The organism is Clostridium polynesiense, assembly GCF_000820705.1.
In the GTDB taxonomy this organism is placed as follows: domain Bacteria; phylum Bacillota; class Clostridia; order Clostridiales; family Clostridiaceae; genus Clostridium_AA; species Clostridium_AA polynesiense.
Map to the genome: position 1 here is coordinate 129,420 of NZ_CCXI01000142.1, position 22,625 is coordinate 152,044.

General features: G+C 34.9%; 21 protein-coding genes. 12 read left to right on the forward strand and 9 right to left on the reverse strand.

Features of this window, described 5'->3' with window-relative positions; genetic code table 11:
- The first annotated feature begins 1 nt into the window (after window position 1).
- The 5 genes from TA89_RS14940 to TA89_RS14960 all read left to right on the forward strand — a co-directional run bounded on the left by TA89_RS14940 (window position 2) and on the right by TA89_RS14960 (window position 6,111).
- Window positions 2-220, forward strand: a complete 219-nt coding sequence (locus tag TA89_RS14940; protein ID WP_052447555.1) for an acyl carrier protein — start codon at window positions 2-4, stop codon at window positions 218-220.
- 89 nt (window positions 221-309) lie between these two features.
- Window positions 310-780 carry a 4'-phosphopantetheinyl transferase family protein gene (locus TA89_RS14945; protein ID WP_052447540.1) on the forward strand — a complete coding sequence of 157 codons (471 nt, stop codon included), beginning with the start codon at window positions 310-312 and terminating at the stop codon, window positions 778-780.
- Window positions 764-1,468, forward strand: coding sequence for an ABC transporter ATP-binding protein (locus TA89_RS14950; protein WP_040214553.1), 705 nt, complete (start codon window positions 764-766; stop codon window positions 1,466-1,468). The genes TA89_RS14945 and TA89_RS14950 overlap by 17 nt, the downstream gene beginning before the upstream one ends.
- 1 nt (window position 1,469) lies before the next feature.
- Window positions 1,470-4,721 (forward strand): ABC transporter permease, encoded by a 3,252-nt coding sequence (locus tag TA89_RS14955; RefSeq protein WP_040214554.1) that lies wholly within the window; start codon window positions 1,470-1,472, stop codon window positions 4,719-4,721.
- 22 nt (window positions 4,722-4,743) lie between these two features.
- A complete protein-coding gene (locus TA89_RS14960; protein ID WP_040214558.1) occupies window positions 4,744-6,111 on the forward strand; it encodes a condensation domain-containing protein in 1,368 nt (455 codons plus the stop codon).
- Window positions 6,112-6,280: 169 nt separating this feature from the next.
- Here the strand turns inward: TA89_RS14960 and TA89_RS14965 are convergent, their stop codons facing one another.
- From TA89_RS14965 to TA89_RS14990, 7 genes are all read right to left on the reverse strand, one after another.
- On the reverse strand, window positions 6,281-7,483 hold the full coding sequence (locus TA89_RS14965; RefSeq protein WP_040214560.1) for a MerR family transcriptional regulator: 1,203 nt from the start codon (window positions 7,481-7,483) through the stop codon (window positions 6,281-6,283).
- Between the two features lie 216 nt (window positions 7,484-7,699).
- On the reverse strand, window positions 7,700-8,803 hold the full coding sequence (locus TA89_RS14970) for a serine hydrolase (RefSeq protein WP_052447541.1): 1,104 nt from the start codon (window positions 8,801-8,803) through the stop codon (window positions 7,700-7,702).
- Window positions 8,804-9,008: 205 nt separating this feature from the next.
- Window positions 9,009-9,194 carry a DUF4177 domain-containing protein gene (locus TA89_RS14975; RefSeq protein ID WP_040214561.1) on the reverse strand — a complete coding sequence of 62 codons (186 nt, stop codon included), beginning with the start codon at window positions 9,192-9,194 and terminating at the stop codon, window positions 9,009-9,011.
- Between the two features lie 151 nt (window positions 9,195-9,345).
- Window positions 9,346-10,347, reverse strand: coding sequence for a CatB-related O-acetyltransferase (locus tag TA89_RS17825; RefSeq protein ID WP_052447542.1), 1,002 nt, complete (start codon window positions 10,345-10,347; stop codon window positions 9,346-9,348).
- A 152-nt stretch (window positions 10,348-10,499) separates the two neighbouring features.
- Window positions 10,500-12,392: a ribosomal protection-like ABC-F family protein gene (abc-f, locus tag TA89_RS14985; RefSeq protein ID WP_040214564.1), complete on the reverse strand. Its 1,893-nt coding sequence runs from the start codon at window positions 12,390-12,392 to the stop codon at window positions 10,500-10,502.
- Between the two features lie 279 nt (window positions 12,393-12,671).
- A complete protein-coding gene (locus TA89_RS18655) occupies window positions 12,672-12,818 on the reverse strand; it encodes a hypothetical protein (protein WP_187119314.1) in 147 nt (48 codons plus the stop codon).
- Between the two features lie 76 nt (window positions 12,819-12,894).
- Entirely contained in the window at window positions 12,895-13,248 is a 354-nt protein-coding gene (locus tag TA89_RS14990) for a hypothetical protein (RefSeq protein ID WP_040214566.1), read from the reverse strand.
- Window positions 13,249-13,482: 234 nt separating this feature from the next.
- Here TA89_RS14990 and TA89_RS14995 point away from each other — a divergent pair, with 234 nt between their 5' ends.
- From TA89_RS14995 to TA89_RS15005, 3 genes are all read left to right on the forward strand, one after another.
- Window positions 13,483-13,920: a MarR family winged helix-turn-helix transcriptional regulator gene (locus TA89_RS14995; RefSeq protein ID WP_040214568.1), complete on the forward strand. Its 438-nt coding sequence runs from the start codon at window positions 13,483-13,485 to the stop codon at window positions 13,918-13,920.
- A 111-nt stretch (window positions 13,921-14,031) separates the two neighbouring features.
- Complete coding sequence (locus TA89_RS15000) at window positions 14,032-15,783, forward strand: ABC transporter ATP-binding protein (RefSeq protein WP_040214569.1); 1,752 nt, start codon at window positions 14,032-14,034, stop codon at window positions 15,781-15,783.
- A gap of 4 nt (window positions 15,784-15,787) precedes the next feature.
- Entirely contained in the window at window positions 15,788-17,704 is a 1,917-nt protein-coding gene (locus TA89_RS15005) for an ABC transporter transmembrane domain-containing protein (RefSeq protein WP_052447556.1), read from the forward strand.
- An 84-nt stretch (window positions 17,705-17,788) separates the two neighbouring features.
- Here the strand turns inward: TA89_RS15005 and TA89_RS15010 are convergent, their stop codons facing one another.
- Both TA89_RS15010 and TA89_RS15015 read right to left on the reverse strand, forming a co-directional pair.
- Window positions 17,789-18,094, reverse strand: a complete 306-nt coding sequence (locus TA89_RS15010; RefSeq protein WP_040214572.1) for a hypothetical protein — start codon at window positions 18,092-18,094, stop codon at window positions 17,789-17,791.
- On the reverse strand, window positions 18,094-18,285 hold the full coding sequence (locus TA89_RS15015; protein ID WP_040214573.1) for a DUF4177 domain-containing protein: 192 nt from the start codon (window positions 18,283-18,285) through the stop codon (window positions 18,094-18,096). Before TA89_RS15015 ends, TA89_RS15010 begins: the two co-directional genes overlap by 1 nt.
- 319 nt (window positions 18,286-18,604) lie before the next feature.
- Here TA89_RS15015 and TA89_RS15020 point away from each other — a divergent pair, with 319 nt between their 5' ends.
- The 4 genes from TA89_RS15020 (at window position 18,605) to hflX (ending at window position 22,590) form a co-directional block, all read left to right on the forward strand.
- Entirely contained in the window at window positions 18,605-18,886 is a 282-nt protein-coding gene (locus TA89_RS15020; protein ID WP_040214575.1) for a hypothetical protein, read from the forward strand.
- 92 nt (window positions 18,887-18,978) lie between these two features.
- Window positions 18,979-19,341 (forward strand): SdpI family protein, encoded by a 363-nt coding sequence (locus TA89_RS15025; RefSeq protein ID WP_423219505.1) that lies wholly within the window; start codon window positions 18,979-18,981, stop codon window positions 19,339-19,341.
- Between the two features lie 86 nt (window positions 19,342-19,427).
- Complete coding sequence (locus tag TA89_RS15030) at window positions 19,428-20,186, forward strand: CPBP family intramembrane glutamic endopeptidase (RefSeq protein WP_040214578.1); 759 nt, start codon at window positions 19,428-19,430, stop codon at window positions 20,184-20,186.
- A 601-nt stretch (window positions 20,187-20,787) separates the two neighbouring features.
- Window positions 20,788-22,590: a GTPase HflX gene (hflX, locus tag TA89_RS15035; protein WP_040214580.1), complete on the forward strand. Its 1,803-nt coding sequence runs from the start codon at window positions 20,788-20,790 to the stop codon at window positions 22,588-22,590.
- The last annotated feature ends 35 nt before the right edge of the window (window positions 22,591-22,625 follow it).

The following is a 22,625-nucleotide window of genomic DNA, read 5'->3' on the forward strand; positions in this document are numbered from 1 at the left end:
TATGATAAGAAAAACAATTATAGAGTTTGTAGAGGTGGATGAGGAAACCATCACAGAAGAAACTAATTTTCTTCAAGATCTTAACCTTAATTCCTATGACTTTGCAAATATAGTGGGAAAGATGGAAGAAGCTTTAGGGATAGAAATACCGGACCGGGACTTGAGAAAACTGGAAACAGTAGGAGATGTGAAGGAATATATCCTGAAAAAGCTGCAGTAATTTATACAGGATATTTAAAAGAGCCTGAAGCTTTTAAAGGTAAGGCTCTAAGCGACCTTGCTTATTCTTTTCTTTCTTTAGGCTTATTTATGGAGGAAGGAATACTTTTTAACCGGGAAAAGGTTATAAAAAATAAGTGGGGAAAGCCTCACCTTAAAGGTTATCCTAAACTATATTTTAATATAAGCCACTGTGAAGGTGCTGTAGCCTTAGGTATATCAAATATCGCACCTGTTGGCATAGATATTGAAAAGATAGTGAAATTCAGACCTTATGCTTTAAACCGCTGTTTTAGCGATTTTGAGAAAAAACTGGTTTTGGATTCTTCTTATCCTGAAAAGGAATTCTTTAAGCTTTGGACATTGAAAGAAAGCTATATAAAAGCCTTAGGAATGGGTATGTCCTACCCTATGAAAAACATCACCTTTAATATTGAAGATAATGTTATTAAATCAAATCGCAGCAAATGCAGATTTATTTTACTAGAGGACAGTAAAAATTATTTGACCTCTTGCTGCTATGGGGTCGGAAAGGCAATAAGTCATGGAACAGTTTATTGAATTTAATAAGGTAAAAAAGATATATAAAATGGGTGAAGTAGAAATAGAAGCTCTGGCAGGCGTGGATTTTTCTATTTCTAAAGGAGAATTTGTAATTATAGCTGGAGCCAGCGGTGCCGGTAAAAGCACAATTTTAAATATTCTTGGAGGAATGGATACTCCAACCTCCGGAAAAATCATGGTAGAGGGTGAAGATATCAGCGCCTATAATGAAAAGGAGCTCATTACCTACCGTCGCTATGATGTGGGCTTTGTATTTCAATTTTATAATCTGGTGCAGAATCTCACCGCTATAGAAAACGTAGAACTTGCCTCTCAAGTAAGCAAAAATCCTCTGGATATTGAAAAAGTCATAGCTGATGTCGGTCTTACAGATAGAAAAAATAATTTTCCATCACAGCTTTCCGGAGGAGAACAGCAGAGAGTAGCTATAGCAAGAGCACTGGCCAAAAACCCTAAACTGCTCTTGTGCGATGAACCTACAGGAGCTTTAGATTATGAAACAGGAAAATCAATATTAAAGCTTCTTCAGGATACCTGCAGAAACACAGGTATGACAGTGGTTATTATCACCCATAATCTAGCACTTACAGATGTAGGAGACAGGGTTATAAGGGTAAAAAGCGGTCTTATTGATTCGGTAACCCTTAATGAAACGCCTATGGATGTAGAAAAGGTAGGTTGGTAATATGAAAGGGGTTTTATTTAAGGATTTCAGGAGGGAAATACGAAAATCCCTGGGAAGATTTATATCCATTTTTACAATAGTGCTTATAGGGGTATCTTTTTTTTCAGGAGTTAAAGCATCAGCACCGGATATGAGGCATAGCGCTGATAAGTATTATGATGACTACAACATGATGGATATAAGGATTATGTCTACATTGGGATTGTCAAAAGAGGATATTGAAGAAATATCCAAAGTAGAAAATGTAGACAAAGTTCAGCCTGGATATTTTGTTGATGCAGTAAGCATGATTGAAACTACAGAATTCGTATTCAGGCTCCACAGTGTGCCTTCACAGGTAATAAAGAATGCAGATTATGAATATATAAATGCAGTTAATATAGTAGAAGGCAGACTGCCAAGAGCATCAGGAGAATGTGTTATAGAAGAGTTTAAAAATATAAATTTAGGTTTAAAAATAGGTGATACCCTTAAATTAAGCTCCGGTAAGGATATTCCTTTAACTGAAGAAGCACTTAATAAAGATACCTACACTATAGTTGGCAAAGCGGTATCTCCTTATTATTTATCCTATGAAAAGGGACCCTCAGAGGTTGGCGGAGGAAAGGTAAACCTATTTTTAATGATACCTGAAGAGGATTTTAAATATCCTGTATATACAGAAGCTTTGGTGACAGTAAAGGAAGCTAAGGCTTTAAATTCCTACAGTAAGGCATATGAAAAATTAATTGAAAAAGCCCTCTCTAACCTGGAGAATCTTGGTGTGGACAGGAGCTCCATAAGACTTGAAGATATTAAAGCGCAAGCCATGAAAAAGCTTCAAGAGGCTAAAGATGAATACAATAAAGCTAAAGCCTCTTATGATGAAGAAATCAGCAATGCTGAAAAAGAATTAAATGATGCTCATGCAGAGCTTGTAGAAGGTGAAACCACCCTTAAAGTGGAAAAGGAAAATTATTATGCTAATCGAAAAGCAGCAGTTAAAGCTATAGTAGATGCAGAGAAGGAACTGGCTGAGGGCGAAGCATCCTACGCTCAGGCATTAAAGGACTATAATCAGGCTATGGAGCTTTACGGAAAAGATTTGGAAAACCTTGATAATATAATTAAAGGCATTAATTCCCGTATGAATGATGCTAAGTCTCAGATAGCCAAGCTAGAATCGGAGCTTCAAAATCCTAACCTTACTCCTGAAGAAAGGGCTGCCAAAGAGGAGCTTCTGGCTGGGTATAAAGCATTAGTAGGACTTTTAGATAATGAGCTCAAATCCGCTAACAACCTAAATGATTATGTACAAGGCCAGCCTAAAAAAGCCAAAGAGCAGCTGGATAAAGCAAGGAAGTCTTTAGATCAGGGAAGAGCTGAGCTCTCCAAGGCAAAAAGGGATTTAGCTTCCGGGGATAAAAAAGCTAATGCGGAATTTGCTGCAGCTGAAAAAAAATTAAAGGAGGGCTGGGAAAAATACAATGCATCAAAAGAGGAATTCGAAAAAAAGAAGCTTGAGGGAGCAACAAAGCTTGAAGAAGCCAGGGAAAAGATAATCCGAGGCGAGGATGAAATCGAAAGGCTTTCTAAACCTAAGTGGCATATACTTGACAGAACCTCTAACTATGGATTTATGGACTATAAGCTCACAGCAGAGCGTATAAATGCCATTGCTAACGTATTCCCGGTATTTTTCTTTCTTGTAGCAGCTTTGGTATGCTTAACCACCATGACCCGTATGGTAGATGAGCAGAGGGGTATTATAGGAACCTATAAAGCTCTGGGTTACAGCAGCAGCTCCATAGCTTCAAAATATGTGCTGTATGCTGCAATAGCCAGTTTTTTTGGAGGCATATCAGGGATATTTATAGGTATGAATACCTTCCCAAAAGTAATTTTTAATTCTTACTCTATGATGTATACAATACCTGGTTTAATCCATGTAAAACAACCTATGCTTACCTTTATAAGCATAATTATGGGGATTATAGTCACCACCTCCGCTTCCCTTGGAGCCTGCTATAATGAGCTGAAGGAAATGCCTTCTATGCTTTTAAGACCAAAAGCACCTAAAGCAGGAAAAGCTATTTTCTTAGAAAAGATAACTTCTATATGGAAAAAACTTTCCTTTTCTCAAAAGGTTACTGCAAGGAACCTCTTTAGATATAAGAAGCGCTTCTTTATGACGGTGATAGGAATTTCCGGATGTGCAGCCCTTCTCCTTGCTGGCTTCGGTTTAAATAATTCCATAAGCCAGGTGGTTAATAAACAGTACAGGGAAATATTCAACTATGATTTAAGCCTTAGATACAAAGCAGAAGCTTCTAAAGATGACAGAGCCAGGGTAATGAATCAACTTAAAAAAGACAGCAGGTTCCAGGATCTTATTGAGTGTACAGAATTTAATGCCTCTGTGAATTCCGGAGCCAAGGATATCCCTGTAACTTTAATAGTTCCTAAGGATGGGAATGAATTTAATGAGTATATAACTTTAAGAAATCGAAAGGACGGCAAAAATTTCTCTCTTCCCTCTAAAGGAATAGTAATCACAGAAAAGCTTGCTAAGGAGCTGGGCGTTGGAATAGGAAGCTCTATTGAATTAGACAACAGCAACGGATCACGGAAAAAAATCGAAGTAGCTGACATTACAGAAAACTATGTGTTCCATTATGCTTATATGTCACAGGAATATTACAATGAAGTCTTTAGGCTGTCAAAGGATACAAACAGTCTGTTAATCAAGCTTAAAGAAACTTCTGCAGATATAGAAAGAGACATAAGCCGTACTTTAATAAAGGATGGAAGCATAGCATCTATAACCTTCTATTCAGCAGTGGCTTCAGAATTTCAGGAAAAGATAAGCAGTCTTAACAATATAGTATACGTGATTATAATATGTGCGGGACTTCTTGCCTTTGTGGTACTTTATAATCTAACAAATATTAATATTGGAGAAAGAATCAGAGAAATTGCCACAATAAAGGTACTTGGTTTCTATAATCCTGAGGTAACCTCTTATGTTTACAGAGAAAATATAATACTTTCTCTAATTGGAGCACTTGCGGGCTTAATACTGGGAATCTTTCTGCACAGATATATTATGGTTTCTATCGAACAGGATGGCATCATGTTTGGAAACCTTATAAAGCCTGTAAGCTTTTTATATTCCTTTATAATCACTATGGTTTTCTCAATATTGGTAAACCTCGCTATGTATAAAAAGCTAGTTAATATACCAATGGTAGAATCCCTTAAATCTATAGAATAATAATTTCAGGAGAGTGGGAAGAATGAATAAGGAGTTATATCCATTAACCCCGGCGCAGCATATTCTGTTTTTCAGTCAGAAATATTCCTTTCAAAAGCAGATAAACAATGTATCCACATTGTTATTGCTGGAAGGAGAAACGGATTTCGAGCTTTTAAAGGATTCTGCTTTAAAAGCCTTTCAAAGAATGGACAGCTTTAGAATAAGGCTTACTTCTCATGAAGACAAAATAAAACAATACTTTGTAGATAAAGAAGAACCGGAGCTTCATATCCTTGACCTTAAAGATACTTCAGATGAGGATACAGAAACACTTTTTAGAAAGCTTGCTTCTAAAAGGGTCACACACTTTGATAAGCCCTTAAGCAGAATATATCTTCTTAAAAACTGCAGAGGCATGAAAGGGATATTCTTTGTAGTAAGCCATCTAATACTTGATTCCTGGGGAATATGCAATTTCTTTAAGGATGTAATGGGCATTTATGAAGCCTTAAAAAATAGCGAAGAGCTGCCAAAACCGCCTTCAGAATATAAGTCCGTTATGGAGGAGGAGCTTAATTATATTAATACCCCTCAATATGCCAGAGATAAGGAATTCTGGGCTAAAGAATTTAATCCGGATAATGAACCTATGTATACGCACCTCAATGGACCTAAAGCCTTGGATAAAGCCCGAAAAAAAACTAAAGACCCCAGCTGCCGTAAGGCAAACACAGTAGCTCTTATAACTTTTGCGGCACATGAAATTCATCTTATTTCTTCTGAAACAGTAATGAAGATGAAGGATTTTTGTTCACAGTACAGACTCCCTATTCAAACTATGATTATGCTTGCATATAGGAGCTATCTGTCTAAGGTCAACAGAAGAGAAAAGGATGTTATATTTTTTACTATTCTTGCACGAAGAGGCACTGTAAAAGAAAAGAATTCCGGAGGAAGCAGAGTATACTTTATTCCTTTCAGAACTGTAATCGATGAAGATACTACTTTTCTGGAGGCCCTGGAAATAATAGCAGAAAAGCAGAGCAGCATATATAAACATTCCGCTATTAATCCTTTAGAGGTCTTAGAGCTCATGAAAAAGGTTTATAATGTAAAGCCTACCCAAGGATACTCTACAGGTTCATTAACCTTTCAGCCTATACCTTTAGTTGGCCCTAAAGGAACCAAAATTCATACAAAATGGTACTGCAATGGCGCTGCCAGCAATGTGTTTTATGCAACTGTAATGGATGATGACGGTTCCGGAGCCTTAAGGTTTTATTATGAATATCAAAAAATGGTGCTTAAACCTGAAAAAATACGAGACTTTCATAATTATATGCTGAGGTTTATAGATGCAGGAATAAATAACAAAGACACCACCCTTAAGGAATTACTAAACTTATAATAAATAATAAAGGGTATAGCAAGCTGTTTTTATACAGAATTACTATACCCTATTATTTATCAATTATTTCTTGCTTAAAGCATCCTTTACCCTTGCACTTTAAAGGCACTTTGATAAAAAATAACAAAAGCTAGTGTTGACCTGAGCTTTTGTTATACCTTCATTCTCTTTATTTACTTCCTAAATATATTAAATGCTGATAATTAACTCCCTTACCGGCAGAATTATATCCATTTCCCTGTTCTGCAGTTTCCCTTTCTTTAAGATAAACTCTATGGACGCCTCCAGATTCAAGCATAGTTAATAAATGCTCTTTGTTATAAATATCTTTGTCTTTCCCCTGAACCTCATTGCTGTATAAATCAGAAGGACTAAAATAAGTGTATATACAGGCTGTATGTCCCCCACTTTTTATCAAAGGGAGTATATTATCTTTAAATACTCTGCCATCCTTTTTAGCATGCTCCTTATTTGTAAAGCAGTCTATTACAAGGCTTATAAGGTTGTTCATCAAAGGAAGCTTATCAAAGTCGCAGCATAGAAATATAAAGTTCTTGTGATCGCTGTTTGCTTCTAAATTCCTTTTTAAATCATATAATCTATTGAAATCATAGTCCACTAATATATAAGTAGATTCTTTAGGAAGATAGGGCATATATTTCATTAGAAAGAATCCACTGCAGTGAGATAATTCCAGAATCACCTTCTTTTCCACATCTTCCTTTTCAATAGCTTTCATCAAAGTTTCTATGCTTTTAAATATATAATTGATGAATTTAGGTGAGGTTTTTTCGTAGTATTCATTCTTAGAGGGTGTATCCTTATTTTTCACAGCGCTTTTATCTACTATAATCCCATTTTGTATGGTTATTTTATAGCCGCAGCTGCAGATAAAATTACCTGATGTAACCATATTGTTTTCTATATTAGCTTCATATAAGTTTAATTCACTGCCGCAGTGAGCACACCTTAGGTATACTACCATATTGATTGGAAAGTTTAATTGTCTTCTTTTGCTTTCTGAAGCCTTCAGCTGATAAATCTTCTTATCTACATAGGACAAGGTTTCTTCTATATCCTCCATGTGCCTTCTTAATTCTTCTTTTTTATTTTCAAGGAACAATCTGAAATGCTCATTAAATCCAATTGTTTTTTTCCCGTCCAGTCTTTTATATACAAATATCTTTTGAATTTCTTCCAAGGAAAACTTAAGCCTCTTTAATTCTTTTATTTCTTCCATGTCTCTGCTGTCTTCTGTAGTGAAGCTGTATTGAGTACCTATCTTTTCAGCAAGTAAAAGCTCTAAATCTAAATAATGACGTATAGTATGCATTGAAACGTTATGTTTTTTTGCAAATGTGCCTATCTTCATTTTCCATCTCTCCCATAAAGCTAAAAATACAGCTTTTATACTATATGTAATATTATTATAAAAAAGTATTATTTAATAACTTATACATATAATTGACACAATTATAACATAACACCAGCTTTTTTAGTGCAAAACAGCATTTTATTAACAATATAATCTACTTAATTAATAAAACCACCCTCCTTATTGCTTGTACAAACTAGAGGGTGGTAATTATTATTTTCTTAACTGTTCCGTATAAACCATCTTTGAAATTTTAGCAATCTTTTCTGCAGCATTATCAATTCCTTCTGAATAAGCTACTATTATGTACGGCTTATCTGTGAACACTATTCCAATATCATTAACTGCTGCTCCGTAATTTCCTATTTTATGAGCAACCTTATTATGTGGAAGATATTTATCCAGTCTATCATGAAATACAGTCTTTTTCATCACATTTATAAGGTGAGCATAGTAACTATCTTGTCTATTGTCATATAGCTTTTTTAATAATCTGAACTGAATCTCTGGAGTGGTTTTATTACTTGATGTAACACAGCTTAGTCCCACCATACTATTCATTCTTTTTCTTACTGTACTGGTTCCTCCCAGAACCCTTGAAGCCATTAGCGTGGCAATATTATCAGAATGGGTAATGGATAAATCAAGAAGTTTTTGCAGTGGTACCGGTTTGGCTAAGGTAGTATTTACCTGCTGCTGAAGTATTCCTGTACCGCCTTCATAATCAGTATCAGGATTATACTTTATCCCTTTATTAATATCAAGAACTCCTTTTCTTACATCTTCATATGCAACCATATTTAACCCAACCTTATAAGTGCTGGCGGCTGTAAATACCTTATTTTTATTAATTGATATTTTCTCATTTGTGGCTAAATCATAATAAATAAAACCAAATTTTTTAATATCCTTACCCAAATATTTTTCTATTCTTTTCTTCATAGGAAGATTTGATTCCAAAATTGAAGCGGTAGTGTCAGAGTTTTCTTTAGCGGATTCTTCTGAAGCCACCATTGATTGAGGAGAATCTTTTTTAGCTTCCTCTTCAGCCTTCTTTTTTTCTTCCTCTGCTTTTATTTTTTCTTCCTCTGCCTTCAGTCTGGCTTCCTCTTCCGCTTTTTTTCTCTCCTCTTCCTGAATCCTTAATTTCTCTTCCTCTTCAGCTTTTAACCGTTCTTCTTCCAGAGCTATCTGTTTTTCTAACTCCGCTGTCTTTTTAGCTTGTACACTTTTGTAAGCTGCACCAAAAGCTATCGCTAATACTAAAACAGCAACACATACTATAATGGTAGTCTTTTTAGCTTTTAAGTTACTCATTAGCGTTCTTCCCCCAACTGTTAGAATCTAGACATAAATTATTTTATCATCAATGTCGAATTTTAGCAAAGTTTGTCTTATTATTAAGTTTAAATATTATAAAAGGCCTTAAAAGATAAACCAAATATCTTTTAAAGCCTTACTATCTTTCATATTTAAAAAGAGAATCTTTCTGAAAAACTATGAAAGTCACACTATAAAATTCTTACTCTTCTATCTTCCTTTCAAAAATAATTTCAAAATCTTTTCCTCTTCCTTCTAAAGTATAGTATAAGGGTAAAATCTGTATTAGTCTCCATCCCTCCGCAGCATGTTCATCGATTAACTTTTGGTGATTATCTCCTGTAAATATCCCTCCCATAGAGCAATTTACATATTTATACTCATACATAAACCTTCCCCCTATCCATTATTTATAATTAAATCGCTTAATAATAGACTCCATTTCACTTATTATTATACCATATTTTGTAATAATAAATTACCAATACTAACGATTAATATCAACCTAAAAGCTCTAAGTTGTATATATTCACCAATTATTACTCAAATATAGGACTATCCACTCCGGAAATTACTTTAACCTTGTTTTCATAGGCATATTCTGAATGAAGAATTGTATGCTTGTCCCTGTTGGTGATTAAATAATCCACCCTTCTGAATACTGCTCTTTCACTTTCTTTATTACCAAAGTGAAGACTTAGGCTGCATTTAAAATTTGCAGCTAAAAAAAGTTCGTCTATAAACTGAGGAATTAGATTCATTAATTCTCTGTTACTATTAGCAAACTCTTCATCAATATATAAAACTAACAGATGGTCTTCTTTAGATTTAAAAGCTTTTACAAATTCTCTTATTACCCTTTCCCAAAGAGGATATGGCTCTGTAAAATCCATAAAATATAAGAAGGTATTTTCCAGATTGTCTATTTCTACGTCCTTTATTTTTCTATCTTCCTCTAATGCTTCATTATAGAATTTACTGCAGAAAGCATTTATATCTTCACTTTTGAAAAATTCGCCGTTTTCCCTAATCTTTTCATTGCTCCAATTCCACCACTTAATAGTAAGGAGCTTATTTATTATTTCTTCACTGAATCTATATTTTATTATCTTTGCAGGATTACCCCCTACTATGGCGTAAGGAGGCACATCTTTAACTACATGTGAATTGGCTGCCACCACTGCTCCGTTGTGTATTATAACTCCCGGCATAATCGTGACATTATGTCCAAGCCACACATCATTTTGAATCAATATCTGACCTTTTTCTTTATAGCTGCCTTCATAGGGATAGTTTTTATCTTCTTTAAAAAGCTCCGATACTCCTGTGGATAAATTAAAATAATTATGTCCTAATCCCATGGTAAAATCGGAACTATGACCTATGGATGAAAACTGACCTATATGAAGATTATGAACGGCATATCCTTCTGAAAGGGTAAAATCAGCTCCGCTGGTAATCTTTCCTCCCACCACATAGCTGTCTCTTCCTACCCAGGCTAGTGGAAACTTATCTCCATTAGCAGTACTTAAACTATACATATTTAATTTTTATTACTTCCCACCGGTACTTTAAAATCTATAATCATATATACTCCTTAAATTAAATTATATAAAACACATCTACTTAATTAATCGTATTATATATTTCTATTTTAAAGTATATTATGAAGTTTTTTGCCTTCAAATCTATTCTAGCTAAAATACTCCTCCATAAGTTTTTCAATTATACTCTGAAGCTCAAGCTTTTCATTATACAAAGAATTTAGCTGTTCATAATCATCAGAAACCCTCGTAATATCCTCTTCTACAGCTTTTAATTTTTCTTCTGCCTCTTCTATTTCTTTTTCAAGAGCTGCTTTCTTCCATTGATTTCCCTTTGGCTTAGAATTATCCTGGACTCTATTCTTTTTATTCTTAGCTGAATTTTCTTCCTCAGAAGGAGCTTTTGCTGATAAAGAATACTTTAGCTGAGATGACTTTTCTTTATAGTAGTCATAATCACCTTCATAGGAAATAAGCAGACCATCCCTAAGCTCTACTACCCGGCGGGCAATATTGTTTATAAACTGCCTGTCATGGGATACAAAAAGCACCGTACCCTGAAATTCCTTTAAAAGCTCTTCAAGCTCCTCTCTTGAAGGAATATCCAAATGATTGGTAGGCTCATCCATAATTAAAAGATTAATCTCCTCATACATGAGTATAGCAAGCTTTAGTCTGGTTCTTTCTCCTCCTGAAAGGCCTCCTACCCTCTTAAATACCATTTCACCAAAAAACATATATTTTGCAAGATATTCTCTTCCTTTACCTTCAGTTATCACAATATTTTCTCTAAAGCATTCCAGCACAGTATTTTCTTCGTTATCAAAGGTTATATTCTGCGGAAGATATGCAAGCTTTATAGAGCTTCCCAATATTGCTGTTCCTTCATCAGCCTTTTCCATTCCTAATAATATTTTTATAAGGGTTGATTTACCGGACCCATTTGCACCAATTAAGGCTACAGCTTCACCCTTCCTTATAAGAAGCTCAGCTTTATTCAAAAGCATATTTTTCCCATAACTCTTACTGAGATTATTAATTGTGACCACATTATTCCCGGATCTCCCCGAGGTATTTACATCTATATTTATGCTTCTTCTTTCCATAACAGGCTTAGGTACTCTTTGAAGCTTATCTAAGGCCTTCTGCATGCTGGCAGCCCTTCTGAAAAATTTGTTATTATCTGCCCTTATAGCCCAGTCTCTAAGCTGGGCAATGGACTTTTCCATGGCATTTATCTTTTTCTGCTGGTCCTCATAATGCTCCAGCTGCAGCTGAAGCTGTGTTTCCTTTTCCTTTATGAAATCAGAATAATTTCCCTCATAGGTTTTACAGGTCATATCTTCTATTTCCACTATTTTAGTAGCTACGTTATCTAAAAAATATCTATCGTGGGATATTATAAGCACTGCCCCTTTATAATCCTTAAGATAAGCTTCAAGCCATTCCATAGCCTCAAGATCCAGATGGTTTGATGGCTCATCTAAAAGGAGTATATCTGGATTTTCAAGAAGTATTTTACCCAGGATTACCGTGGTCTTTTCTCCTCCGCTGAGATTATCAAAGATCTTATCCTTGAATTCATCATTTATCTTAAGTCCTGTACAGACCCTGCTGAGCTTTTCCTCCTGTTCATATCCTCCAAGACCTTCATAAAGGGTCTGAACTTCAGAATATTTATTTAAAGTCCTGTTCATCTGAGCTTCATCTATAACCGAAAGCTCCTTTTCCAAAAGCTCCATTTCTTTTTGAAGGCTGTGGAGTTTATTAAAGGCTTCTTTGAGAACATCTATTACCTTAAAGCTCTTAGGAAAAAGAGGCATCTGCTCCAGATATCCTAAAGTGGCTCCCTTTCTCATAGAAAGCATCCCTTTTTCATAGCCTTCAATTCCCATTATTATTTTAAATAATGTAGTTTTTCCTGAACCATTAACCCCTATAATACCAACTCTTTCATTACTTTTAACCTCAAAGGTTATATCCTCCAAAACCATGGATGCTCCATAGTATTTCTGTAATTTACTTAATGCTAATTCTATCATTATAGGCACCTCCATTATTCTCTGCTCTACTGAGTTTTTTATCTTTATAATCAATAAAAGTAATATAGGCATATAATTGATAACCAGAACTTTTGAAAAATAAAATAAGCCCCAGCTCTGAGATATTATCAGTAGAATACCGATAACTTCAAAACAATAAAGGCTTATGAGAGAAGTCATATATTTAAAATGAGTACATTATAAAAGGACTCAAGGATAAATCCAGAGTCCTATAAGATATCAATCTATCATAAATAGAGGTGATAAAAATTTATAGAATCATGGATTCACACTACAGTCAGTACCTATTCTAAAAATGGACGCACTTCTCCCCTTAAGCTCCAAAACTGCACCTTTTGAAACGGAGCTGCTGTGTTTCCACTGCTTATTTCCATTGAATTTAAAAGCACTAACTATATCAGCCATGATCTACCCTCCTTAAATTTAAATTTAATTTATTATATACTAATTATTGTAAATATTCAATAATTTTTAGTAATAATTAGTAATCTCCTATTATGTCTATGATATATACACCATCACTGTATGTAAATTTATATTGCCCTTCCAGATTAAAACCTATAAGTTCTTCCCCCACAGGATTCTCATTTTCATTTAATAAAAGAGCTTCCACATACCCTTTTGAATACTTTTCACCGACTTTATTTCCTGATATTACCGATACCTTACCTTTAAAACCATTATCAAAGGTAACAAAATACAGCTTTAACACAGCGGACGCTTCTGTACCTGACTTTATAAACTCCTCTTTATCCATATCAATGATAGCTTGAAGCCTTTGAATATCATCTTCCTTCACCCTTATTATCTTTCTGTATAACAGTACTGAAGCCATATTATAATTCTCTCCTTTCTTTTAGGGAGGTATGCTTTTTAGCAGTATTATACTTACTTTATCATAACCTTTAATTTAACTTACTTATTAAAGCTGCTTCAATGTTAATTAAAATTTTCAAAACTATTATTTTTATTATATGCTATTATTATTTATTGATAACTTTCTATATTGAATATATAATATTTTATATCCTTTAGTTTGATATCGTACATTTACCTGGAGGTATAAATAATGCAAAAAAGAAAAATAGCAATTGAACTTCGCTCTCTTAATAATCTCATTAAACGTTATGTGGATACGGATATAAATAAAAGCAAAAATATCATTGACGGTATTACTGGAACTAATGGATGGATTATCCGCTTTATTGCTGAAAACAGCCACCGTGATATATATCAAAGAGATTTAGAGGAAACATTTAATATAACCCGCTCCACTGCATCCAAGGTAGTAAGCCTCATGGTTCAAAAAGGATTGATTCAATATCAAAGCGTGCCCCATGACGCACGGCTTAAAAAGCTGGTTCTCACAGAAAAAGCTATTGAAATATTAGAAATAATGAAGAAAAAAGGTTCCGAGTTAGAAAGCATTTTAACCCGTGGTTTTTCCCAGGAAGAGCTTTCCGCATTATATAGCTATATAGAACGTATGAAAAATAATATGCGCTAACCCAGCCGGTTGTTACCGGCTTTTAATTACAATATATTGTTTGATGTCAAACAATGTTTTTAATGGACACAGTTTCAAAAATAAACAATTTTTATCAGGAGGGCTTTCTTTATGGTGAAACGACTTGCACGCTGCATAAGGCAGTACAAAAAAGATTCAATTTTAACACCGGTGTTTGTATCCCTTGAGGTTGTTATGGAGGTAATTATACCTCTTTTAATGGCTAACCTCATAGACTACGGCATTGATGAAGGAAATATGCTTTATATTATTAAGATGGGGACTGCACTTTTGATTTCCGCAGCATTTTCCCTTTTGTTTGGAGCACTGGCAGGAAAAAAGGCAGCCTCAGCCTCTGCAGGTTTTGCTAAAAACCTTAGGAAGGATATGTATTATAATGTCCAGGACTTTTCCTTCTCAAATATAGATAAATTTTCTACAGCTAGTATTGTTACAAGACTTACAACAGATGTTACCAATGTGCAAAATTCATACCAGATGATTATCCGTATGGCAATCCGTGCACCGATTATGATGATTTTTTCTCTTACTGCATCCTTCAGTATCGATGCAAAGCTGTCTTTAATCTTCCTTTGCTGTATTCCTGTGCTGGGTGCAGGATTGTGGCTTATTATACAAAACGCCTTTCCAATTTTCGAGAGGGTATTCCGCACTTATGATAAGCTGAATAACATAGTTCAGGAAAACCTCAGAGGTATTCGAGTAGTAAAGGCTTTTGTAAGAGAAGACTATGAAAAGCAAAAATTCAATAATATTTCAGAAGAAATATACAAAGACTTTTCTAAAGCTGAAAAAATCATTGCTTTTAACATGCCTCTTATGCAATTTTGTATGTATACCTGTATGCTTTTGCTATCTTGGTTCGGTGCAAGAGCTATAGTTGCCTCCGGTGGAAATCCTAATACCGGTCTTTCTACTGGTGAATTAATGAGCCTTATTACCTATGCCATGCAGATTCTTACAAGCCTTATGGCTATATCCATGGTGTTTGTAATGATTACTATTTCAAGAGCCTCTGCAGAACGTATTGTGGAAATCCTTGATGAAAAAAGCGATCTTGCCAATAAACAAAATCCGGTGATGAAGGTTAAGGATGGCAGCATTAAATTTGAAAATGTCCGTTTCACTTATTCAAAAAATGCTGACAAGCTTGTGCTGGACAATATACACCTGGATATTAAAGCTGGTGAGACAGTGGGAATTATAGGCGGTACAGGCTCCTCTAAATCCAGCCTTGTTCAGCTTATTCCAAGGTTATATGACGTTACTGAAGGAAGAGTAACCGTAGGAGGAGTTGATGTACGGGATTATGATATTGAAGCACTTAGGCAGGAGGTCTCAGTAGTTCTTCAGAAAAATATTCTATTTTCAGGAACCATTAAAGAAAATCTAAGATGGGGTAATGAAAATGCAACAGATGAGGAAATTATCCATTCCTGTAAACTGGCACAAGCCCATGAGTTTATTCTAAACTTCCCTAATGGTTATGACACCTATATTGAACAGGGAGGAACCAATGTATCAGGAGGGCAAAAGCAGCGCCTTTGTATTGCAAGAGCACTTTTGAAAAAGCCCAAGATACTTATTTTTGACGATTCCACCAGTGCTGTAGATACTAAAACCGATTCACTAATTCGCCGAGCTTTACAGGAGGAAATCCCCAACACCACAAAGCTTATTATTGCACAAAGGATTTCTTCAATACAGGAGGCGGATAAAATTGTGGTAATGGATGAAGGAAGAATAAGCGCTATAGGCACTCATGAAGAATTGCTTAAAACCAGCAGCATATATCAAGAGGTATTTCAATCCCAGATGAAAGGAGGAAAACAAAATGAATAAGAAAATGAAGTTCCATGAATCTTCTGGAATGTCTTCAAAAAAAAGAAAACCTGACAAAGCTACGATAAAAAGGCTGATGTCATACCTAGGTCAATACAAATTCGGTCTGACTGTTGTCATGATATGTATCATTTTAAGTGCTGTTGCCAGTGTAGTTTCTTCATTATTTTTACAAACCTTGATTGATGATTATATTTCTCCTCTCCTTCTGGAAGCAGTAGCTGACTTTTCGGGGCTTTTAAAAGTTATATTAATTATGGGAGTTATCTATATTGTTGGTATACTTTCTGCTCTCATATATAACAGAGTAATGGTAGTGATTGCTCAGGGTGTATTAAAAAAGATTCGTGATGAAATGTTTTCACATATGCAAACCCTTCCCATTAACTATTTTGATACTCATAACCATGGCGATGTAATGAGTCACTATACAAATGATACCGATACCCTTAGACAGATGATTGCTCAAAGTATTCCTCAGATATTTTCCTCTGTAATCACTGTCACTGCTGTGTTCTTCTCCATGCTTACCCTAAGCGTGTGGCTGACTTTATTCGTAGTGATTTTCGTATTCATAACCTTCAAGGTTATAGGTAAAATCACAGAAAAAAGCGGTGTGTATTTCGTTAAGCAGCAGCAGGCCTTAGGAGATTTAAATGGATACATAGAAGAAATGATTAATGGACAAAAGGTAGTGAAGGTATTTTGCCATGAAGAAAAAACCAAAGAGGTTTTTGATGAGAAAAATGAACAGCTTTGCGAAAATGCTACTGCAGCACATCAATTTGCCAATATTCTTATGCCTATTATGAACAACATGGGCTACATACTTTATGTGCTTATAGCTATCGTCGGAGGTATACTTGGAATTTCCGGTGCAAATAACGTGAGCCTTACAGGAACAGGAATACTTACATTAGGTATGATTGCCTCCTTCTTACAGTTATCTCGAAGCTTCATTATGCCTTTAAGTCAGGTTTCTCAACAGCTGGCTTCAATTATTATGGCGCTGGCAGGAGCAGAGCGTATATTTAAGCTTATGGACGAGAAGAGTGAGATAGATAATGGCTACGTTACCCTGGTAAATGCAAGGTACTCAAATGGAATACTTACTGAAACATCTAATCGTACAGGTTTATGGGCTTGGAAGCATCCTCATGAAGATGGTTCTGTAACCTATGAAGAAGTAAAAGGTGAGGTACGGTTTTATGATGTAGACTTTGGCTATGAAGAAGATAAAATCGTTCTTCACAATGTTACCCTTTATGCAGAGCCAGGACAAAAGATAGCCTTTGTAGGAGCAACAGGAGCAGGAAAAACAACCATAACTAATTTAATCAATCGCTTTTATGATATTGCAGACGGAAAGATAAGATATGACGGCATAAATATCAATAAAATCAAAAAAAGTGATCTCCGCCGTTCCCTGGGAATAGTTCTTCAGGATGTAAATCTCTTTACCGGTACAGTGATGGAAAATTTACGCTATGGTAAGCTTGATGCTACTGATGAAGAATGTATTGCAGCAGCAAAGCTTGCTAATGCAGACAGTTTTATTAGAATGCTTCCTGAAGGCTATAACACCATGCTTTCAGGAGATGGAAGCGGATTATCACAAGGTCAAAGACAGCTTCTTTCTATTGCCCGGGCAGCAGTGGCAGATCCCCCTGTTATGATATTAGATGAAGCTACCTCCTCCATAGATACAAGAACTGAAGCAATAGTGCAGCAAGGTATGGATGCTCTTATGCACGGAAGGACAGTATTTGTTATTGCCCATAGACTTTCTACAGTTCAAAATTCAGATGTAATTATGGTTCTTGAATCAGGGTCTATCATTGAACGGGGTAATCACGAAAAACTCATAGCTGAAAAAGGTAAATACTATCAGCTGTATACCGGAGCCTTTGAGTTAGAATAACAATTATATTTTTATAGATAATATTAATCAGAATTTATCTTCCAAAGCAATAAAAACTGCCGGTGAAATCCCCACCGGCAGTTTTTATCTTTTTTCTTCACAAATCCTTTTATAATCTTCCTCAGAAATATTGGAAAGTACACCCTTTCCCCAGAAAGCAACATCATCAATAGCAAGCCATCTGCTTTTTTGGCCATAGGTAAAATCTAAGACAGCATTATAGCCTTTAGCCTTTGCCTGAGTGGCTAAATCCTCTTTAACATCCCTTAGGGATTTAAGCTGTGCTCCAAGGACAAAGCTTAAATCACACTGTACTCTTTCACCATATTGTGCTCCTTCCTGCATACCTTCCACAAAAACTATATCTTTATAAACTGTAGTGTAAGCCATTATTCATCACGTTCCATTATTGTAATAAACTCCTGCCTTCCGGAACCAAAGCCTCCAATATCCGCTGTGGCGCATCCTATTACTCTCCACCCCTGCTCAGCATAGGCATTGATTGCATTTTCTAGATTCTGCGGATCAAACTTTCCTGAAAACCATTTATCCTTTTGAGTTAAAACCTTATATCTTTTCATGGATATTGCCCCCTCTTTAATAAGAATCTATATGAATTAAAATACTGATAATAAAATAGAAACACATAATTTTTCTCACATTTTATGTTATTCATTAAAGACTCTTATCAGAACATAAAATATCCGCTTTATTAGTTTTTTAACTCATGGAGCAGAGCCTTACTTATTTCTATTTTAGATATATTTATGAGGAAGGATTAAGATATGGTTATTTATGTAATATAATATATAATAAGTAAAATTATTATATATAGCAGTAAATGAACTTAAGTGTTTTAAGAGCTTAAACCTTAAAACAACTTTTCTGGGAGGTTTTTAAATGAATGAAAAACCATTAAATAAAGAGGACAGGGTTTGGAAAGTAATGTTTTGGCTGTCAGTAATACTATTGCCGTATATGATATATCTTCTCTTACGAGGCGGTAATATGGTTGAAAACGCAAAAAGTACAAGTTGGTCCTCAATTTTAACATTCCCCTTGGTAAATATTCTTAATATATTTTCAGGAATAAAAAGAAGAGAAAAATATCAGATACTTACTTCTATAGTTTTACTACTGCCCGTTGTGGCCTTTCAGTTAATCCCCAAAATATTTTTCTAAAATAAGCCTTAACAGAAGATTGAAAAATCATTTTTGTAGTCATACACTATAATTAACAGGGGTATAATATTAATTTTTAAGGTGGGATTATGATGTTTGTATTTCTATTAAGCATGCTGCTGCTTATACCACTTACCATGATTGGATTTGGTGCTTTGTGGAAGAATCATGCTCCAAAGGATATCAACGTACTTTATGGATATAGGACTTCAAGATCTATGAAAAACAAAGAAACTTGGGAATTTGCCCATAAATATTGCGGCAGACTGTGGCTTGTATCTGGGATTATACTTATGATTTCCTCCCTCATTGCTATGTTTGTCTTTAAGCATCAGGCAGAATCTGCTTCCATTTGGATTATATGGGGTCAGATTTTAATACTTATAATCAGCATATTTCCAACAGAACTGGCGTTAAAGAGGAATTTTGATGAACAAGGTAATTTGAGAAAATAATTAAACACCAAAATATGGTATAATATATTATATGTAATAATCGTAAATTATTGTAAAGAAGTAATCATCTATATTTTGGGGGATATATGAATAAACGAATAACTATTAATTATTTGATTGGAACATTTTTGATAACCTATATAATGTGGGGTATTATCATTGCTGCAAATGGAGTTGGTTATCTCCAGCACGGTACACCTATATCCATGATACTATATACAATTGGAGGTAACGCCCCGCCAATTGCTGCATATGCTGTTTTAAAAAAAGCACATAAAATAGCAGGTATTAAGCAATTGGCAAAAGAGGCCTTTGCAGCTAAGCAAAAGCCTGTATTTTATGCTGTACTTATAGCATTCTTAATCCTGTATTTCGGAGTTCCCGGGGTTATGCAGGGTATATCAAGGGGAGCAGAGCTTTATGTAGGAATTTTGTCCATTCCCTTGATGATTTTATTTGGAGGGTTAGAGGAGCTTGGCTGGCGATACATTTTACAAAGATCATTAGAAAGTAAGCTTCCCTTTGGAATTGCAGCTTCACTTACAGCATGTATTTGGGCAGTATGGCATCTGCCTTTGTTTTTCATTAAAGGAACAGTACAAAGCACCTGGGATTTTGGCTTATTTATCATTATGGTATTTGGAATGTCCTTTGCCCTTGCAGCTATATTATATATAAGCAAAAGTATATGGCTATGCATCCTGTTTCACAGTATGATAAATGCCCTAAGTTCATCATGGATAATTAAGGATAGCATAGAGATAAAAATCTGCACTGCCATAGCAATGATTATTTTATCACTTCTCATCGTTAAGTATTACAAAAGGAAAAATTTATCCACTTAGTATATACAATTTCTAAAATTTGGTTTATAATAACTATATATTATATTAAAAATCCTGAAGGGAGACTGTAAAATGTTAATTTACAAAGATAGAACCAATAAAAACACAAAAAATAATATGTACAGTCTGCTGTTAGTGAATTAAGTATGCTATTTTAGTGTGCTATATTGTTTTATATGAAAAATCACTCCGCAGACTTTAAGGCTGCGGTTTTTATATTTTAATCAGTATATAATTGATTTATTAAATATAGCTGGATTTATAATTCAGTTTTATATTTATGAAATTATAATGTAATTGCCGCAGAGAAAATCTGCGGTTTTTTGATTTTAAGCTTTTATTGATATTTTAGCCGCAGTGGAGTGCTGTAACTTTCAAGCAGCACTTCTTCTGGGGCTTTTATATATTTTTATCCTTATAAAGCCTATATTAAATTACCTTAGGGGGCGTTAAAAATGAGAATGAGAATAAAATAGGGTAATTGCCCTGAATAGTAAGGTTAAAGTTTAAATTAGGAGGTTATAAAAATGAGGTTGAGATTTTATAGATAGTAAGCTTATTATGAAAATTCAATTATAGATAGTTTAAAGGAGAGGATTATATGATAACAGGAAACATTAATGGAATAAAAAATATAATAATTGAAAAGCTGGAAAGCTTATATGAGTTAAAAGTAGATAGCGACATGGTTTTTTCTTATGAACTGGCGGAAAAAATCAATGATATCAGTAAAGCAGTAAAAAAGGAAATCTGCGTGGTAATTAACAGACGTGGAAAAATCACTGGAATTTCAGTAGGTAAAATAAGCAGTGCTGAAATACCTCCTATGGAGGCAGCAGACAATAAGCTTAGCGGCTTTAGAGTAATCCATACTCACCCTTCAGGAAGCAGCAAATTATCTTATATGGATACTTCAGCTTTAATGAATCTAAAATTAGATGCCATAGCCGCTATTGGAGTCCATGAGGATATTCATGCTGTTAAAATAAATATAGGTTTTTGTGATGTTTATAATAACGGTTTAACCTTTAAGGAACTTGAAAATCTAAGCTTGGAGGAAGCATTACAGCTTAATTTTAGGGATAAAGCAGAATATATTGGCAATATAATAAGTGAAATCTCAGAATACATGGAGGATGAAGAAAGAGCAATTTTAGTAGGAACTCAAAGTGAAGAAAGCCTTGAGGAGCTTATTGGACTTGCTGAAGCTTGTAATGTAATCCCTGTATATACCGTACTTCAAAAGAAAAGCAGGGTTAACTCTGCCTATTATGCCGGTCAGGGTAAAATTCAGGAAATTGCCCATTTAAGACAGCTTAAGAACGCCAATGTAATAATATTTGATGATGAGCTGTCAGGTTCTCAAATTAGAAATCTGGAGGAAGCCCTCAGCTGTAAGGTAATAGACAGAACCTCTTTAATCCTTGATATCTTTGCAAGACGTGCTAAAAGTAAGGAAAGCATATTGCAGGTGGAGCTTGCCATGCTTAATCACAAGCTTCCGAGATTAAGAAATGCAAAGGCAAACCTTGCAAGAATTAAAGGGGGAGTTGGAGTAAAAGGCGGTGTAGGCTCAAGAGGACCGGGAGAGAAAAAGCTTGAAACGGATAGAAGACACATAGAAAGAAGAATAGAAGAGATAAAAAATGAGCTCAATAAGGTAATAGAGCATAGATCTGTACAAAAATCAAAAAGGGCTAAAAGGAGTATCAGCAATGTTGCTATTGTGGGGTATACCAATGCAGGGAAATCTACCCTAAGAAATAAGCTCTGCGAAATATCCTCCTCCAATAATATAAACAAGGAGGGTGTTTTGGAGGCCGATATGCTTTTTGCTACCTTGGACACCACCATTCGTGCCTTAACCTTAAGTGATAATAGAAGGATTGCTTTATCAGATACCGTAGGTTTTATAAGCAAACTTCCCCATGATCTGGTAGAAGCCTTTAAATCCACACTGGAGGAGGTTATTGATGCGGATTTGCTTTTACATGTGGTGGATGCCGCCAATGAAGAAGCAGTAAATCAGATAAAGTCAGTTAACACCGTTCTTTCCGAAATAAATGCTAAAAGGAAGAACACAATAATGGTTTTAAACAAGATTGACAAAGCCTCTGATAAAAATATAAAGGAAATAAAGGATTTCCTCAAAGGTGAAAAAGTCATAGAAATCAGCGCCGTAAAAGAAATGAATCTTCAGGGACTATTGGATGCCATCGGAAAAGAAATTCCTGTTAAGTTAATAAAAAAGGATTTCTTAATTCCTTACCATGAGCAAAGGCTGGTGTCCCTTCTTCATGAAAACGCTGAGGTTATCAGCGAAGATTATGTAGAAGAAGGTATTCAGGTTAGGGCTATGGTATATGAAGAAATCTATAAAAAGCTTATTAATTTGGAGCTATAGGATATTTGTTAATACCAGTCCATTTTTAGAACAAA